The following is a 17,238-nucleotide window of genomic DNA, read 5'->3' as shown; positions in this document are numbered from 1 at the left end:
CTAGTGACGATAGCGAATATCGACAATATCGCGAAGAGAGGTCAGGAGTATGGGCAACAACATTAATAACTGGTCACGCCGAAGTGTGCTCAAGGCAGGTGTCGCAGGTGCCGTCGCGCTCTCGACTACCAGCATGTGGTCTTCCTTGCGCGCGCAAACAAAACGCATCGTGGTTCGCGATGATGGCGGTGTCTATACCAAGGCGTACACCGAGGTCTTCTATCGGCCTTTCCAGGAGGCGACGGGGATTGAGGTCATCGGCGTCCAGGCCAACGCCGAACCTACCGCGCAGATCCTGTCGATGGTCGACGCCGGCGCCTACACCTGGGACATGGCCAAGATCAGCCAACCGGCCATTAGAATGCTCACCCAGGGCCAGAAGAAATACCTCGAGCCCCACGGTCTGGGCAACGACCCTATCGTGTCGGTCATGCCCGAGCACTTCATGTCCGAATACGGCGTCGGCACCAACGTCTACAGCACGGTTTTAGCGTATCGCAAGGATGCGTTCGAAGGGCGTCAGGCACCCACCTCCTGGAAAGACTTCTATGATGTGGAAGGTTTCCCGGGCCGTCGCGCCTTGCGCAGACACCCATTCGACACCATCGAACAAGCCCTTCTGGCAGATGGTGTGGCCATTGCCAATGTGTATCCCTGCGATCTTGAGCGGGCGTTCTCGGCACTCGACAGAATCAAAAATGACGTCTCGGTATTCTGGACAAGTGGCGCACAAGTCGAGCAACTTCTAGTCTCCGGCGAAGTAGACATGGTGCCGGTCTGGGTGTCGCGCGCGCAATCGGCGCGCAGTTCCAATGCCCCGGTTGGAATCGTCTGGGATCAAAACATCTGGGGCCTGGACAGCTGGGCCATCCTGGCAGGCACACCCAATGCCGAGGCGTGCCGCGAGTTCATCAAATTCACCTGTGATCCCAAACGCCAGGCTGAACTGACCAAGTATTTCCCCGCCGGTGTTACCCACCCACAGGCATTTGACTTCATTGACCCGAAAGTGGCCGTCGATTGCCCCTCCTACCCCGATCACATCGCCAAGGGGTTACCGATCGACGCCCAGTATTGGACAGAAAAACAGAGCGCGGCGCTGGAACGCTATAACGCATGGCTCCTTAGCTGATCCCGCTAGCGTGTCCGCCGTGCGGCGGACACGCCATTTCTTGTCCCTTGTTTTCAGGTCTTCGTCATGTCCTCTTCAAGCTTAACCGTAAAGAAACTAGCAAAAAATTATGGCCAGTTCGTGGCCCTTGCAGAAACCGATTTAACTGTCGCCGATGGGGAGTTCCTGACATTGCTCGGCCCTTCCGGCTCCGGGAAAACCACCTTGCTGAGCCTGGTCGCCGGTCTCACGCACCCGGACGGCGGTGAAGTATCAATCGGCGAAAACGATGTGACGTACCTGGCCCCGCACCATCGCGACATTGGCGTGGTGTTCCAGAACTACGCGCTGTTTCCGCATATGACGATTCTCGAGAACATTGCCTTCCCACTGAAGATGCGCAAGGTTCCGGCCACTGAAGCCCGTGAACGTGCCCTGGCTGTACTTGAAATGATCAAGTTGCCGCATATTTCCCAGCGCTATCCCAAAGAACTTTCCGGCGGACAGCAACAGCGGGTCGCGTTGGCACGCTGCATGGTGTATCGCCCGTCCATCATTTTGATGGACGAGCCCTTGGGCGCGCTGGACAAGAAACTGCGTGAACACATGCAGCTGGAGATCAAGCGCATTCACCGGGAACTGGGGACCACCATTATTTATGTGACCCACGACCAGGAAGAGGCGATGACCATGTCTGATCGAATCTGCCTGATGAACGCCGGAAAAATCGAGCAACTCGGCACCCCGGACGACCTCTACTTCCGCCCTCGCACGCTCTTCGTCGCCGACTTCCTCGGCGAGTCCAACCTGCTACCGGCGAAGATCGTCGCCTCGCAAGGCAATGAGATCGACGTCCTGGTTGGCTCACGCGGCGTTAAAGCGAGCGCCACCAAAAACGGCGACATCCCGCAGGACGCGAGCATCCACATCATGGTGCGACCACAGAATATGCTGATCGAAAAAGCCATTGCCGGGGACGTGCGCAATCTTCAGGCGACCGTCACCGATGTCATGGTCACCGGCAGCCTGACCAAGGTCTACATGAGCACTGATGAAGAAGGGATTCCAGCGCTGGTGTCTGCCTTCCCGACCCGCATCAATGGCGAGGCCTTCCATCTCGGCGACAAGGTCGCCTTGTCATGGCATGCATCGGATGCCGTTGCCATCACCGAACAACCCAAGGCGTCGTTCCCATGAGCCTTTCCACTACTCGCACCGCCTCTGCGCCGATGCCGGTCTGGGCCAAAAACACCCTGATGATCGCGCCGCTGCTGGTCCTGCTGTCAGCCTTCCTGGCGTATCCGGTGGGTCGGCTGCTGTCGTTAAGCGTCCTGGGACCGGACGGTTTCTCGCTCGACGCCTACCGACACCTGTTCGCCTCGAGCCTCTACGTCAACGTTCTGTGGATCACCTTCAAAATCTCGCTGGCCACCACAGTGCTCTCGGTCGTACTGGGGTACCCCGTGGCCTACCTCATCTCCACGGCACCGGCCAAGTTGAAGAGCCGGCTGGTGTTCCTGGTGCTCCTCTCGTTCTGGACGAGCTTTCTGGTCAGGGCGTTCGCGTGGGTGGTGATCCTGGGGCGCAACGGCGTTGCCAATAACTTTTTGCTGTCGCTTGGACTGATCGATCGGCCGATCAACTTGCTCTACGGCACAGGCGCCACCCTGACCGGCATGGTGCACGCCATGTTGCCGCTCGCGGTGATGACCATGCTGGCGGTCATGGAGAACATCGATCGCAGCCTGCCCCGCGCCGCCTCCACGCTGGGGGCTCGCCCGGGCACGGCCTTCTGGACAATCTACTTCCCGCTGTCGATGCCCGGTGTGGCCGCCGCCACGATCATGGTGTTTGTCACCGCCATCGGCTTCTTCATCGTGCCGGCCCTGCTGGGCGGTCGGCGGGAAACGATGATTTCGCAACTGATCATCGATCAGGTCCAACAGACCCTGAACTGGGAGCTTGCCGGGTCGATTTCCGTCCTGTTGCTGGTCGTCGTGCTCGTGGTCTTCGTCATCTATGACCGGATATTCGGCTTCGCCACCCTCACCGGCGAAGACCCTTCATCCCAGGCCAGGCGCGACACCCTGGCGCGGCGTGCAGGCAGTGCCGTGCTGGCGGCCATTGGCGCAGTCAGTGACTGGCTCATTGCGCGCCTGTCCTTCAAGGGACGGCGCAAGAGCGTTGAACGCTATCCGTGGGTCCTCAGTGTCTTTGTCTGGACAGTCCTGATCCTGATCAGTCTGCCGGCCCTGTTGATGATCCCGATCTCCTTCAGCAGTGCGGGCCTGCAGTGGCCACCGTCAGGCATGACGCTGCAGTGGTACGAGCAAATGCTCAACACGCCGGTTTGGACTCAGGCGCTGATCCGCTCCCTGACGGTCGCAACAGGCGCGGGCATCCTGTCGATGCTGATCGGCGTTCCCGCCGCGTTTCTCCTGGCCCGGGGCAGGATCCGCGGCAAGGCGATACTGCTCGCGTTCCTGCTGTCACCGATCATCGCGCCGCGGGTGATCATTGCCCTTGGCCTGTTCTACATGTTCGCCGAATTGAAGCTGGTCGGTACCTCGATTGGCCTGATCATTGGCCACACCGTGGTGTGCGTCCCTTATGTGGTCATGACCATGGTCGCGGTGCTGCGCAACTACGACGTGCGCCTGGACCTGGCCGCGCAGAGCCTGGGGGCCAGCCCGATCAAGACCCTTAGACATGTGACTTTCCCGCTGCTGGGCGCCGGGATGTTTTCCGCATTCCTGTTCGCTTTCGCGACCTCTTTCGATGAGCTGACGATCGCCCTGTTCTCATCCGGTGGCCTGAACGCGACCTTGCCCAAGCAGTTCTGGGACGAAGTGACGTTGCAGGTTTCGCCGGTCATTGCCGCAGTGTCCACCTTTCTGCTGGTTTTCATCACGCTGCTCATTTTCGGCGCCGATCGCCTGCGTCAGCGCAGCCTGGCGCGCTGAGCCCGTACCCCATGATTAAAGGAGAAACATCCATGCTCGATTCTGAACGCCTCAAAGGCATTTTCCCGGCCATTACCACGCCGGTGCAGAGTGATGACACGATTGACGTAAAAGCCACTGAAGCGCTGTTCACCTGGTTGACGGGGCAAGGCGTGGACGGTGTTGTGCCGCTGGGTGGCACCGGCGAGTACGGGGCCCTGTCAAAACATGAACGGATCCGCTTCGTCGAACTGTGCGCCAAGCATGCAGACCAACGCATGCCAGTGATCTGCGGGGTACTGGACACCGGCTATCACGACGCGATGGCGGCGGCAGAGGACTTTGCCACCGCAGGCGCCGATGGCCTGCTGGTCATCACGCCCTACTACACCAACCCGACTCAGGTCGGCATCCGCGATTACTTTTTGCGGTACGCCGATGAGTCGCCGCTGCCCATCCTCATTTACGAGATCCCCTATCGCACACGAATCTCGATCGACCCCGAGGTGCTTCACGAGCTGTCCCGGCATGAACGCATCATCGGCATGAAGGCCTGCAACACGGACATGTACCACTTCCTGCAGGTCATCGCCGGCGTGGACAAATCGTTCGCGGTGCTCAGCGGCGAAGACACGCTTTTCCCATTGCAGGTGGCGGCGGGTGCAACAGGCGGGATTGTAGTCACCGCGAACCTGCTGCCGAAAACCTGGCGCCGGGTGTTCGACCTTGCTAGCGCGGGTAAAACCAGCGAGGCACTGGCGCTGCACCGGCAACTGATTCCACTGATGAACCTGGCATTTTCAGAAACCAATCCAGGGCCCATGAAGTCAGTCATGGACTTGATCGGGGTCAATGCCCCTGCCCTTCTGGCGCCCCTGCGTGAACCAAAGGAAGATTTACGTAATGCGCTCAGAGTCGAGTACAGCAAACTTCTGGATATGTTCGAGAAGGTATCCACGGAGGCTCGTTAGTTCAAAATAACCGGCGCCGCACCCGTGCCCCAGCGCTATGCAAGGGCACGGGTGAATGCCACAATATAATTTCATAACATTTTATGGACCGCTCAAAAAATGCCGAACTCTCGCCCTCCCAGAGCCACCAAAAAAACCGATATAGAGGTCGCTGGGGATCCTCGTAATTCGTCATTATATGTTGGGTCAACTGAAAAAACCTTTCAAATACTTCATGCCTTTGACCATCCCAAACGGCAGATGCCGCTCTCGGAGATCGCGAAGTTGTCCGGGCTTGATCGAAGTGCGGCTCAACGCCTGGTATTCACATTGGAAGCACTGGGCTATCTTCGCCGTGTCCATGACAGCCGGGATTACGCACTGACCTCCAAGGTACTGCAGTTTTCCTACAACTTTCTTTGCGCTCATGAGTTACTGCATAAAGCCGCGCCTTACTTGGTCGACCTGAGCAGTACCCTTGGCGAAACCACTAACCTGCAAGAACTCGATGGGCATGAGGTCGTCTACGTGGGCCGCTACCCGGGTCGGCACTTGATCAATGTCGACATCATGGTCGGCAGCCGCTTGCCCGCGGTGTTTACGGCGTCAGGTACGGCCATCCTATCTCACTGCACCGCCCAGGAGCAGGAAGCCGCGATTGAAGCAACCCATCTTCGGGCACTGACGCCTTATACCATCACCGACAAAGGTTTATTACGCGAGCGTATGCAGCGCGCCGCTGAAACAGGCTACGCCATTATCTCCAATGAAACCGTTCTGGGAGACATCGCCGTGGCCTCGGCCATATTGGATGAACATGGCCATGCGGTGGCGGCCATTACTATCGCGGTACCGACAACTCGCTGGACGAAAGAACGCGTCGAAGAAGAACTCACGCAGCATGTCCAAGTGGTAGCCACGTCGCTATCCGCCAAGAAGTTTTTCTCGTAAGCCAAACACCCTATAACAAAACTTACCGCGTGCATGGGAAATGAAAAGGCAGCCAGGATCCAACAATCCACGTTGCATTTCCCTTTATATACGGACGAGGGCTTATGTCATCCTTATTGAACTTTATTGATTACAGGGCCCGGGCCAGACAACGTTTGCCAAACGCGCTATTTCAATATATCGATCGAGGCAGCGAGGATGAACGCGCTCTTTCGCGAATCCGTTCAAGTCTGGATCACATCACGCTGACGCCCTCCATATTGACCGGCATCGACCGTCCTGATCTCAGGACAACGTTATTGGGTCAATCGCTGGACATGCCGGTGGTCATAGCCCCCACGGCACTGGCGGGACTGGTTTCCTACCAGGGTGAAATCAAACTGGCGAAAACCGCTCGGGACCTGGGTATTCCCTTCTGCGTTTCTACACAGTCGGTCACCACGGTGGAAGCGATCAGACAGAGCGTGCCTGATGCCAAGCTCTGGTTTCAGCTCTACGTGTGGAAAGACCGAAACCTGACCCGCCAATTGCTGGAACGCGCCCAGGCATCAACCGTGGATTGCCTGGTCATCACCGCCGACACACCCGTCAGTCCAAAGCGCGAATACAACGTCAGAAATGGCTTTTCGATCCCGTTGAAACCGACCCTCGGGCTCATGCTGGATGTGCTTTGCCACCCTTCCTGGCTGGCTTCGGTATGGCTGCGGCAGATGCTGTCATCCGGGATGCCCTCGTATGGGCATTATCCTGCGCAGTTCCGTAGCGCTGTCACCCAACAGACTGTCCACGAGGCCGTGAGGCTGGAAAACCGCCTGACCTGGAAAGACATTCGACAGATCCGCACCTGGTGGCACGGGCGTATCGTCATCAAGGGCGTGTTAAGCACCCAGGACGCGCTTATCGCCCGGGATGAAGGTGCGGATGCCATCGTCGTTTCGGCCCATGGTGGACGTAACCTCGATATCGCCCCGGCGCCCATCGATGTACTCCCGGCCATAGCGGATGCGGTCCGCGGCGATATGCAGATCATTGCCGACAGCGGTGTGACCCGCGGCAGTGACATTTTGAAGTATCTCGCGCTGGGCGCTGATGCCGTCATGGTCGGGCGTTTACCCTTATGGGGATTGGCAGCCGCCGGCCAGGAAGGCGCAAACGACATCATGCACATGTTAAGGGAGGAAATGGATCTGACCTTAAAGATGTTAGGTACTCACTCGGTTGGAGAGTGCAGGAACTTAAGTTACTTAACGTCATCGGCACGCTAACCAAGTCACTCCGGGGCGGCAATCCTCCCTGAGCAAAACACTGTTTTTATCACGAGAATCCGACAGCTATCGGCGGCACGCTGACACCTGAACATTTCAACACGCTGTATCTTTTTTAAAACAAGTCATGCGACTTATCGGGAGATCAAACCATGAACGTTCTATTTATTGGTTACGGGCGCATGGGCAGCGCCATCGGAGAGGCCTGGCTGGCAACGGGCCTGGTTGACGCCATCAGCGCCGTCGACCCGCATCAGCATCCTGGCCTTCGGGCAACCTTGTACCCGGATCTGCAAGCCGTTACGCAACAGCCCTTCGACCTGATAGTCATCGCGGTCAAACCCGACAAGGTGTGTAGCGTCGCGGCGTCCCTGCCCGACGCGATCTGCAAGGGCGCGGTGGTTATTTCAGTCGCGGCAGGTATCACCACCGAAGCCCTGGATCATGCCCTTTCCCGACGCTGCCCGGTGATCCGGGCCATGCCCAATACCCCGGTGCTGGTCAACGCCGGCTGCACAGGGCTCTACGCAGACGCGAGACTGGATGACGCACGCCGTGCCTTGGTCAGCCAATTATTCGACAGTGTGGGGCGCAGCTACTGGCTTGAGCAGGAACGCCTGCTTGATGCAGTCACCGCGATTTCAGGCAGTGGCCCGGCCTACTACCACTTGTTCAGTGAAGCCCTGGCCCAGGCCGGAGTCCTTCTGGGACTGGCGCCCCAACTGGCGCTGGACCTGGCCAGCCAGACCGCACTGGGCGCCGCTCGCCAGCAGACCCGGGAAGACGCAAACATTGTCGATTTGCGCACCGCCGTCACCTCGCCCAACGGCACGACTGCAGCGGCCATTGGCGTCTTCGAACAGGATCAAGCGCTTCGCCACTTGATTGAAGCGGCGACACAAGCGGCTTATCGACGCTCGCAGGAGTTATCGGCAGACGCAAACACTGGCGGTTAGTGAACTCAAAACAAGGCAGTGCCTTGAGCTGCCTTGTTCACCGAACATCCATAAACGCGACGGCTTGCTATCCTCGGCTCAGGATTTGCGCTTCGCTGAAATCGAAGAGGCGGTGGAAATCAGCAGGTCGGCGTAGCGTCGCATGTCCCGTTCCGCGACCCAGCGCGAACGCGACACCGCCACGTTAACCGCGCCAATCCCGCGCCCCGAACCGTCCAGAATGGCGGCGGCGGTGGACACATCGCCGTAGAAGAACTGGTCCTCGACGTGGGCAAAGCGTTGCTGGCGGACCTGCTCCACGTTCGCCCAGATCTGCCCACGGTCGGTGATGGTGGCCGGGGTGTGCTGGACGAACTGGCTGCGGTCGAAGATGTCGTTGACTTCGTCATCCGGGTAGGTGGCCAGCAGCGCCAAGCCGGGTGCGGTGCACCAGGCAGGCAAGCGGGTACCGACAATGACGTTGGCGTTGAAGACGTGACGGCTGACGATCCGCTGGACGAAGACAATGTCTGTGTCGTCCATCACCGTGAGGTTGGTCGCTTCCTCGGTTTCCGCGCTCAACTGCTGCAGATAAGGTGCGGCGCGGTTAACCAGATCGCTGGAGCTGAGGTAGTGGAAGGTGAAATCGAGCAGCTTGGGGGACAACTCATACTTCTTGCTCTGGTCCTTGTTCAGGTAGCCCAGGGTAGCGAGTGTGTAAGTGAAGCGTTGCGCCGCGCTGAGGTCCATGCCGGTCAGCCCGGCGATTTCCGACAACGACAGTTGCCGTTGGCTGCCATCGAAGGCCATGAGTACTTTCATGGCTTTCTCCACGGATTGCACATACAGCGAGGAAGCGGTGGGATCAGTTACCGTTTTTTTCGGCGAGCGGGGGTTGGCCATGGGTGCATTACATCGCGTCGTGAAATGGAATAGTGCGGTTTGCTGGATATAGTCTATCGCTATTCACTGACTGTCTGTCACATTGCGCGAAATCATAGTGAAATCCTTGGCGCCCCCGCCTGAGCTTTTAGCTACGCGCGTTGCGTCCGCCCGTCCCACGCACCTTCGAGGGTTCGCGCCAACAGGTGTTTCTTGATCCGCTCGCTGGGCGTCATCTCGAAGCTGTCGATCCGCCGGTAGTAACGCGGCTGCTGGTAAGACGCCAATCGTTGCGTAGCCCACTGAGCGACGGCGGGCCAATCAGCGACCGCGTTATCCTCGAATTGGACATAGAGCAGGATCTCCTGCTCACCAATCGTCGATTGCACACCCACAGCCGCACAGGCACGCACTGCAGGGTGACTGCTGAATACGCGTTCCACCTCCCACGCTGACACGTTCTCACCGCGTACCCGCATGCTGTCGGTACGTCGTCCGACGAAAAACAGATCGCCGTCGGCGTCGAAGCGCGCCATGTCGCCGGTATGCAACCGCCCGTTGCGCAGCGCTTGTCCGGTGGCCGTGGGGTTATCCAGGTAGCCGGGCAGAAACACACCCTCTACGGGGCTGGACAGGACGATCTCGCCCAACTGTCCAACGGCTACCGGCCGGTGCTCGGCATCCAGCAGTTCGACCGTCAACCACGGCAATGCCTTGCCCACGGAGCCCGGTTTATTGTTGGCGTTGAGGGTGGCGAAACTGGCGCACTCGGTCATGCCGTAGCACTCGCGCAATTGGCAGCCGAAACGTTTTTCGATATCCGCCCAGTTGTTCAGGGAGACCCCTGCCCCCCATAGCGTGCGCAGGCTATGGCGCGTCGGCCAGGTGGAGGCATCCTGTTGCATGAGGATATCGAGCACCCCGCCCAGATAATGCAATTGAGTCGCCCCTACCGCTTCGCATTGGGCCCAGAAACGGCTCGCGGAAAAGCGTTGCACCACGTTCAGTTGTACGTCGGCCAGAAACGGTAGCAGTAACATCTGCGCGCCACCGATATGACACAAGGGTTCCCACAGCAGCAGACGGTCGCCCGCTTGCACATCGGCCACTAACAGCACGGCCTCGCCGGCGATCCGCATCATGCGGTGGGTGAAGATCACGCCCTTGGGTGCACCGGTCGTGCCCGAGGTGTAGATCAGGCACAGCGCGGCATCACTGGCGCTGTCCACCCACTGCAACGGCGCATCCGCGTAGGCCTGGGCGGCACCGTGCAGGGCATTGATCGACTGGTATGGCAGAGCGGCGGCCACACCTTGTTGCAGCAGCGGCTCGAATTCATCGTCAGCCACCACCAAATCGGGCCTGGCGTGTTCGAACGGGTAATCCAGGCCAGGACCGCGCAGCCGTGTATTGATCGGAATCCACACCAGCCCGGACAGGATCAACGCATAGATCAGCACAATCTGCTCGTCGCTGTTGCCCAGCATCACCGCCACCCGCTGCCCGGGTTTCAGCCCTCGCGCGGCCAACACTGCCTGCAGCGCCGCGACCCTTGCGCGCAGTTCGCCAGTCTGCAGCGAACGCCCCTCGAAGGTGATGCGTACACGGGTGTCATCGTTCATCAGGCCGGCATGAATCAGCGGCGCGGCAGTCAAATGGTCGTCCGCAATGCGCTGGGGGAAAAATTCGCTAGGGAAGTTATGCATCGTTCAGGAGCCTTGACGTTTGGAAAGGGAGCGGCGCGCGACCCATTGGGCGACCACAACGAACAGCACAATGAAGCCCAACAACGTAGTGGATACCGCGGCCAGAGTCGGTGTGAGCGCCAACTGAATGCTGTCCCACATTTGCTTGGGCAACGTGGTGTTGATACCGCCACTGACGAAGATGGCGATGGTCAGGTCGTCGAACGAGGTAATGAACGCCAGCAGGAAAGCCGACATCAGGCTGCCCGCCATCAGCGGCAGGGTCACTGTGCGCAATCGGGTGAAGGTGCCGGCGCCAAGAATGCGTGCAGCATCGTCAAGGCGCATGTCGTACTGTCGAAAGGCTGCCGCCAGGGTCACCACCACGTAAGGCAACGCCAGCACCGTATGACCGAGTACCAACCCCAGGTCCTTGCCCGCCAGGCCCACGCGCGAGAACAGGTAAAGCAGCCCCAGGGCGATAACAATACGCGGCACGATAAGGGGTGCGATGAATAGCGCGAAAAGACCCTTGCGCCAGCGTGCCGACATGCGGGTCATGGCCATGGTCGCACCGAACCCGAGCACCAGTGCCAGCAGCGCCGTCGCCACACCCACGCCGAAGGAGCGCAGCAATGCCGCCTGCCACACCGGGGACGTAAAGAACTCGGCGAACCATTTGAAACTGTAGAGCTTGGGCGGGAAAGCGATAAATGGACTGCTGGTAAAGGCCAGGGGAATCACCACCAATACCGGCAAAATCAAGAGCAATACCAGCAGCAAACTGTAGCCGGGCAGCATCACTCCATCACCACCCCGCTGGCGCCCGGAACTGAACCGCGAGCAGAAGTGACCGATGGCGAATAACAGTCGCAGACCAAGGCCCGACTGGCGGCCCTTGGGCGCCTCTCCGCCGAGGGAGGACAGCCCCGCGACCCGGTCGTAGACCACAAACACGAGCAACGAACAGATCAGCAGCACCACCGACAGTGCGCCTGCAAAGTGCATGTCGAACAGGTCGAGCACCGAAGAGATCACCAACTGCGCAACCATCATTTCCCGCGGCGAGCCCAGCAGCGCGGGTACGATGAAGAAGCCCAGGCTGGTAATGAACACCAGCAGCGCCGCGGCGGCGATGCCCGGCGCCGACAGTGGCAGGAAGATACTGAAGAAGCTCATCGGTCCGCTGGCGCCGAGGGTTTGCGCGGCGGGCGCGAGACGCTGATCAATGCTGCGCATGATCGGCAGCAATGTGATGACCGCCAGCGGCAGCATCGAGTGAACCATGCCGATCAGCACGCCGGACAACGCCGGAACCATTCCGGAGGGATTGTCGATGAACTGCGCCACCATCGTGGTGACCAAACCCTTGCGCGACAGTAGCAGCATCCAGGCGTAGGTCTTGACCAGATAGCTCGTCCAGAACGGCAGCATGATCCAGATCATCCAGCGCTCGCGTCCCTTGGGCGACAAGCGCGTCAGGAGGTAGGTCACCGGGTAGGCCAACAGCACCGAGAGCAACGCGGTAAGTGCCGATATCCAGAAGGTGATGCCAAGCACCCGGCCGTAAATCGGCGTCGAAGCGATGCGTTCGAAATTACTCAGGCTCAGCTCGCCGCTGGTGTTCTGAAAACTGCCCATCAGCATTTCTGCTACCGGCAACAGAAAGAACACACCCAGGAACAAGAGCGCCGGGATGGCCGGCAACAGGCGTTTAGGCAGGCTCATGAGCGGACCTGCGCGGGCAACAAGGTGGCTCGATGGGCGTCCCAGGTGATCCCTACGTCATCACCGACGCGCGGGTTGATATGGCGTGCGCAGCGCACGCTGAACCGGGCACCCGAGGGCAGGCGGACCAGGGCACGCGTATCACTGCCCAGGAACACGCATTCGTCGACACTGCCCACCAACAGCCCGGCGCCTGGCTCGGTCAGGCGCGCCGCTTCCGGGCGCACCAACACGAAGGTGTCAGTGCTGTCGACCTTGGACGAAACTTCGTGCCCAATGCAGCCGCTGAGTTCAAGCAGGCGCCCTTCGACATGCAATTGAGTGGCGTTGGCGCGCTTGCCCTGCAGCACGTTGGAGTGACCGATGAACTCGGCGGCGAACAGACTGGCCGGACGGTCGTAAAGTTCTTGGGGCGTGGCCAGTTGTTCAATGCGCGCCTTGTTCATCAGGCAAATGCGATCAGACAGGGTCAGTGCTTCTTCCTGATCGTGCGTCACGTAGATGAAGGTCGCCCCCAGCTCCTTGTGCATTCGGCGAATTTCCAGTTGCATATGCTCACGCAGATTCTTGTCCAGTGCGCCGAGGGGTTCGTCGAGCAGAATGACCGATGGCCGATAAGCGAAGCAGCGCGCCAGGGCAATACGCTGCTGTTGCCCGCCGGACAGCTCGCTGGGATAGCGATGGGCGAACTCGTGCATGCGCACCATGTTCAGCGCATCGTCGACTGCGCTTTCGAGCTTGCGCTTTTCGTACTTGCGCATGCGCAGACCGTAAGCGACGTTGTCTCGCACGCTCATGTGCGGAAATAACGCATAGCTCTGGAACACCAGGCCGATGCCGCGTTTGCCCGGTGCGATATGGGTGGCCTCCTGGCCGTCGATCAGCAACTGTCCGCTGCTCGGCGGCACCAGCCCTGAAATCATCTGCAGCAGGGTCGATTTGCCTGAGCCCGAAGGTCCCAACAGGGTGAGAAACTCCCCTTCGCGCACCTGGATATCAGTGGGCTGCAGCGCGACGAACTGGCCATAGGTCTTGCCCAGCCCACGTGTTTCAAGTTTTACGCTCATGCAACGACTCCCTTACGACAAGATCCAGGCGTTGAAACGTTCAGTCACCTGAGTACGGTTCGCTTCCCACCATTGGGGACTGGGCAGGCGCATGTTCTTCAGATTCTGCGGCGCGGTCGGCAACAGTGCAGCGCGATCGGCGGGGATCTGTTCGAAGGACTTGCGATTGGTCGGGCCGTAGGCCAGGTCATCGGTGAACGCGGCCTGGCGTTTCGCATCAGCGCAAAAACGCACGAATTGCTTGGCCATGTCAGCGCGCGGGGTACCCTTCGGAATGGCCCACCCTTCAATGGAATACAACCCCTGGTTCCAGACGATCTGCACCGGAGCACCGTTCTCCAGCGCAGCCTGGGCGCGACCGTTCCAGATCGATATCAAGTCCACCTCACCACTCTGTATGGCTTGCATGGCCTGGGCCCCGGAGGTCCACCACAGGTCGATGTGTGGCTTGATCTTGTCCAGGCTTTTGAAGGCCCGGTCGACGTCCAGCGGATACAGCGCGTCCAGCTCTACGCCGTCTGCCAGCAATGCCTGTTCCAGGGTGTCCAGCGGACTACGGCGCAGGCAGCGGCGGCCCGGGAATTTCTCGACGTTCCAGAAATCTGCCCAGGACTGCGGGCTATTGTTGGCGAAGGTATCGGTGCGATAGGCCAGAACAGTGGAGTACACATCGACGCCAAGGAAGTTCGGGGTGATGGCCTCGGGCAGCAAGTCCGGAAATTCCGCACTGCTCAGACCGATAGGCTCGAGGTAGCCCTGGCTTTCCAGGTAGGGAATGTCCGCCGAAATCGTCAGGGTCGTCACATCCCATACGAAGTTGCGGGTCTTGACCATGGCCGAGAACTGCGCAACCGGCTGCGACTCGCGGGCGACGCTGATCACCTTGATGCCGGTGGCCTGTTCAAAGGGGTCGTAGAACGCTTTGCGGTAGGCCTTGGTATAGGGGCCACCGGGGTCGGAAACAATAATCTGGCGGTCGGAAGCACGCACCACGCTCGGCAGGCTGCAGGCCAGTGCGAGGGTCATGCCGGCCTTGAGCAGATTTCGACGGTCAGGGCTTTCTGGGTTGCTCATGAAGGACTCCTGCGAAAAACGAAAGCATCGATAAACGGCGAAGACATCGGCAGTTCACAAGGTCGTGGGAGTTGCCGGTGAGGGTACATTGCCGCCGCCGTGCGCATTGTTGTAGCCACCGGCCCTGTAGGCCGGCGGCGAATTGCGAGTTGTTAATCAGGCCTGCTTGGCACGCTGTTTGAAAAACGCTTCCATCATGCGCGCTGGCTCACCGGAGTCGTACGCCTCTTTCTGCAAGCGCCGGCCGGCTTCGATGGCGCTCTTGAAATCGGGGTCGCTCATCTCGCGAAAACGCTGCTTGTCCAGGCGCATGGCGACCGGTGGCTTGTTCGCCAGCTCGTTGGCCACCTGCATGGCTTTGGCGAACACTTCGTTGGCCGGCACCAGGTAGTGGATCAGGCCGATTCGATGGCACTCCTCGGCGTCCATCAGGCGTCCGGTCAAGGTCAGCTCGATGGTGCGCGACATACCCAGCATGCTGTTCATGATCCATGGACCGGTAGTACTCGGAATGCCGGAGTTGATCTCGGGTTGACCCATGCGCACACCCGGATGACCGACGCTAATATCGCCCAGCAACGCGACCTGGAACGCAGAGCCTGCGGCAGTGCCGTTAAGCGCGATGACCAGCGGCTTGGACAGGCCGCGCAGGGTGTCGTAGTAGCGCTCCCATTCACCCACCCATTGCACCGCACGCTCACCATCAAAATCATGGGCTTCGGAGAGGTCCTGCCCCGCCGAAAAGGCACGGTCCCCAGCGCCGGTCATGATCACCGCCTTGATAGACGCGTCGGCGTCGTAAGCAAGCAAGGCATCGATGATTTCGTTACGCATGGACGTAGTCCAGGCGTTGAGGACTGCAGGACGATTGAGGGTGATAACTGCCACGGAACCTTGAGTTTCTAGCACAATGCTTGACATGGTTATCTCTATGCAATAGTTGATGTCTAATTACGATATAACCATATTGATTTACCCGCAAGCGGAAAGATCGCGCTCGAGGTTGATCATCAGAAGTGCTCGTGTGGGTTGTGCACCTTGGGAGCAGTCCGGGCGACTGGCAGGGTTTCGATGCAGGCTTGTGCAATGCGTGGGCGTCAGCGGTTCGTGACACCCGAAGGTGAAATCCGCATCGCTTTGCGCTCTGGTACCATGGCAATAAGGGCCGCTTGCAGGCCCTGTTGTTCGACGATGTGAAGGGTGTTCAGGATTGGCGCGGGGGTCCGCGAGAAGGCATCGAATTTTTGCGCCCGCTACGATGCAGCTACAGAGGTTTGTGCGCACCCACCACATTGCAGGTGTACCCGGTCGGTGTAGGAGCTGCCGATAGGCTGCGATCTTTTCTATGGCCACCACATAGCGAAGATCAAAAGATCGCAGCCTGCGGCAGCTCCTACAGAGGTTTGTGCGCACCCAGCATATTGCAGGTGTACGCGGTCGGCGTAGGAGCTGCCGATAGGCTGCGATCTTTTCTATGTCCACCACATGGCGAAGATCAAAAGATCGCAGCCTGCGGCAGCTCCTACAGAGGTTTGTGCGCACCCACCACATGTCACTCGGCGCAATGGCGCATTGAGCAATGCGGCGATCTGTTTCACCGAATGCCTGTTGCAGGTCATTCGGCGCCATGCCCGTTCCGCCAAAAAGGAAGATCGACAACTCCTTGAAACGCTGCGGCTGCTGGTTTGAGCCCGATCGGGATCAGCGCGAGCAGCCGCTGTATCGCGGTGTTTAGCGGGTTGCAGGAATCTTCTTCACCGTCTCAAGCCAGGCCGGATCCAGTCGAGACTGCTCGGTATCGATGGCCAGCGCCTCCATGCGCGCCTTGTGCTGGTCAATCTCGTGCACCATCTGGCTGTGGGAGCTGGAGTTGGCATCCAGTTGGTGCATCTGCGTGAGGCCCAGATGATAAAAGCGCAGCAGTTTCATGGCCGTCGGATCATCGACCAGCACGCCGGCGGTGACGTGATGCATGACGTTGGTGATACGCATCAGGCTACGCTTGAGTTGCCAGCCATAGACCGCCGCCGCCATCCACGGCTGCGCCCAGAATTTGACCCGCATCAGCACTACACCCAGCAGCAGCGCGGCAATCACGCCAGCCAGGTTCAACCGGAAATTATCGCCGCCGGGTTCGCCGAACAGCGTCACTGCCAGGGTCGACAACAGCATTGCCAGCAGCACAAAGCCCAGGGCTATGTACAAACTGCTGCGTCGGGTCTGGCGTCGATAGGTTTCAGGATTCCACTGTTTGATCTCGAACATCACGCCTGCTGGACCCCTTTGTCGAGTTGATAATACGATTGCCGGGCATTATCCCCCGTAGAGACGCACATAGACACGCTTAATGATTTGGCATAGTTTTCAAAGACCTTGCCCTGGGTGCTGAAGTGCTCAGTCAACGTTTTTTTGCCATGACGACGGCTTGCCAACGCCAAAGCCTGGAGCGTTACCGTAGGATGATCCATGCAGAGCGAAGTAGCAGGCGCCATCAGGATCAGCTATAGAATGAGGGACACTGCGCGAATTGGGGACAGTCCATATGCAACCCGCCAATCGAACGGCACCCTCCGGCTAACAGTGACCACCGGAACTCATCACGTTTTTGGCTTTCCCATCCTGTCGTCGAAAAGAATATCTCGCTACGC

At 59.2% G+C, this 17,238-nt stretch carries 14 protein-coding genes and 1 pseudogene; 8 read left to right on the top strand and 7 right to left on the bottom strand.

Annotated features, from left to right (window positions below):
• Positions 1-49: 49 nt before the first annotated feature.
• The 7 genes from F8N85_RS29590 to proC all read left to right on the top strand — a co-directional run bounded on the left by F8N85_RS29590 (position 50) and on the right by proC (position 8,175).
• Entirely contained in the window at positions 50-1,132 is a 1,083-nt protein-coding gene (locus F8N85_RS29590) for an ABC transporter substrate-binding protein (RefSeq protein WP_150807001.1), read from the top strand.
• 120 nt (positions 1,133-1,252) lie between these two features.
• The gene (locus F8N85_RS29585; protein WP_224795773.1) at positions 1,253-2,308 is read left to right on the top strand and encodes an ABC transporter ATP-binding protein; all 1,056 of its coding nucleotides are present in this window, start codon (positions 1,253-1,255) and stop codon (positions 2,306-2,308) included.
• Positions 2,305-4,074, top strand: coding sequence for an ABC transporter permease subunit (locus F8N85_RS29580; protein WP_150806999.1), 1,770 nt, complete (start codon positions 2,305-2,307; stop codon positions 4,072-4,074). The genes F8N85_RS29585 and F8N85_RS29580 overlap by 4 nt, the downstream gene beginning before the upstream one ends.
• Positions 4,075-4,085: 11 nt before the next feature.
• Complete coding sequence (gene dapA, locus F8N85_RS29575; RefSeq protein ID WP_224795772.1) at positions 4,086-5,024, top strand: 4-hydroxy-tetrahydrodipicolinate synthase; 939 nt, start codon at positions 4,086-4,088, stop codon at positions 5,022-5,024.
• Between the two features lie 99 nt (positions 5,025-5,123).
• A complete protein-coding gene (locus tag F8N85_RS29570) occupies positions 5,124-5,954 on the top strand; it encodes an IclR family transcriptional regulator (RefSeq protein ID WP_150806998.1) in 831 nt (276 codons plus the stop codon).
• A gap of 104 nt (positions 5,955-6,058) precedes the next feature.
• The gene (locus tag F8N85_RS29565; RefSeq protein ID WP_150806997.1) at positions 6,059-7,219 is read left to right on the top strand and encodes an alpha-hydroxy acid oxidase; all 1,161 of its coding nucleotides are present in this window, start codon (positions 6,059-6,061) and stop codon (positions 7,217-7,219) included.
• Positions 7,220-7,371: 152 nt separating this feature from the next.
• Positions 7,372-8,175, top strand: a complete 804-nt coding sequence (gene proC / locus F8N85_RS29560) for a pyrroline-5-carboxylate reductase (RefSeq protein WP_150806996.1) — start codon at positions 7,372-7,374, stop codon at positions 8,173-8,175.
• Between the two features lie 78 nt (positions 8,176-8,253).
• On the opposite strand, the gene F8N85_RS29555 is transcribed toward proC, so the two are convergent.
• The 6 genes from F8N85_RS29555 to F8N85_RS29530 form a co-directional block, all read right to left on the bottom strand.
• Positions 8,254-9,057, bottom strand: a complete 804-nt coding sequence (locus tag F8N85_RS29555; protein ID WP_263596393.1) for an IclR family transcriptional regulator — start codon at positions 9,055-9,057, stop codon at positions 8,254-8,256.
• 131 nt (positions 9,058-9,188) lie between these two features.
• Complete coding sequence (locus F8N85_RS29550; RefSeq protein ID WP_150806994.1) at positions 9,189-10,742, bottom strand: AMP-binding protein; 1,554 nt, start codon at positions 10,740-10,742, stop codon at positions 9,189-9,191.
• Between the two features lie 3 nt (positions 10,743-10,745).
• Entirely contained in the window at positions 10,746-12,449 is a 1,704-nt protein-coding gene (locus F8N85_RS29545; RefSeq protein ID WP_150806993.1) for an ABC transporter permease subunit, read from the bottom strand.
• Entirely contained in the window at positions 12,446-13,516 is a 1,071-nt protein-coding gene (locus F8N85_RS29540) for an ABC transporter ATP-binding protein (RefSeq protein WP_150806992.1), read from the bottom strand. Before F8N85_RS29540 ends, F8N85_RS29545 begins: the two co-directional genes overlap by 4 nt.
• Positions 13,517-13,528: 12 nt before the next feature.
• The gene (locus F8N85_RS29535; protein ID WP_150806991.1) at positions 13,529-14,590 is read right to left on the bottom strand and encodes an ABC transporter substrate-binding protein; all 1,062 of its coding nucleotides are present in this window, start codon (positions 14,588-14,590) and stop codon (positions 13,529-13,531) included.
• A 156-nt stretch (positions 14,591-14,746) separates the two neighbouring features.
• Positions 14,747-15,511: an enoyl-CoA hydratase/isomerase family protein gene (locus F8N85_RS29530; protein ID WP_150806990.1), complete on the bottom strand. Its 765-nt coding sequence runs from the start codon at positions 15,509-15,511 to the stop codon at positions 14,747-14,749.
• Between the two features lie 630 nt (positions 15,512-16,141).
• Between F8N85_RS29530 and F8N85_RS29525 the strand changes: the two are divergent.
• Positions 16,142-16,279 (top strand): annotated as a pseudogene (locus F8N85_RS29525) (LysR family transcriptional regulator); the annotation flags it as partial.
• Positions 16,280-16,321: 42 nt separating this feature from the next.
• Here the strand turns inward: F8N85_RS29525 and F8N85_RS29520 are convergent.
• Complete coding sequence (locus F8N85_RS29520; RefSeq protein WP_150806989.1) at positions 16,322-16,855, bottom strand: DUF3087 domain-containing protein; 534 nt, start codon at positions 16,853-16,855, stop codon at positions 16,322-16,324.
• Positions 16,856-17,238: the final 383 nt, after the last annotated feature.

The sequence above is a fragment of the Pseudomonas fluorescens genome (assembly GCF_902497875.1).
In the GTDB taxonomy this organism is placed as follows: Bacteria; Pseudomonadota; Gammaproteobacteria; order Pseudomonadales; family Pseudomonadaceae; genus Aquipseudomonas; species Aquipseudomonas fluorescens_BR.
Note: the sequence above shows the minus strand (reverse complement) of the source record. Positions and strands in the feature narration are given on the sequence as shown.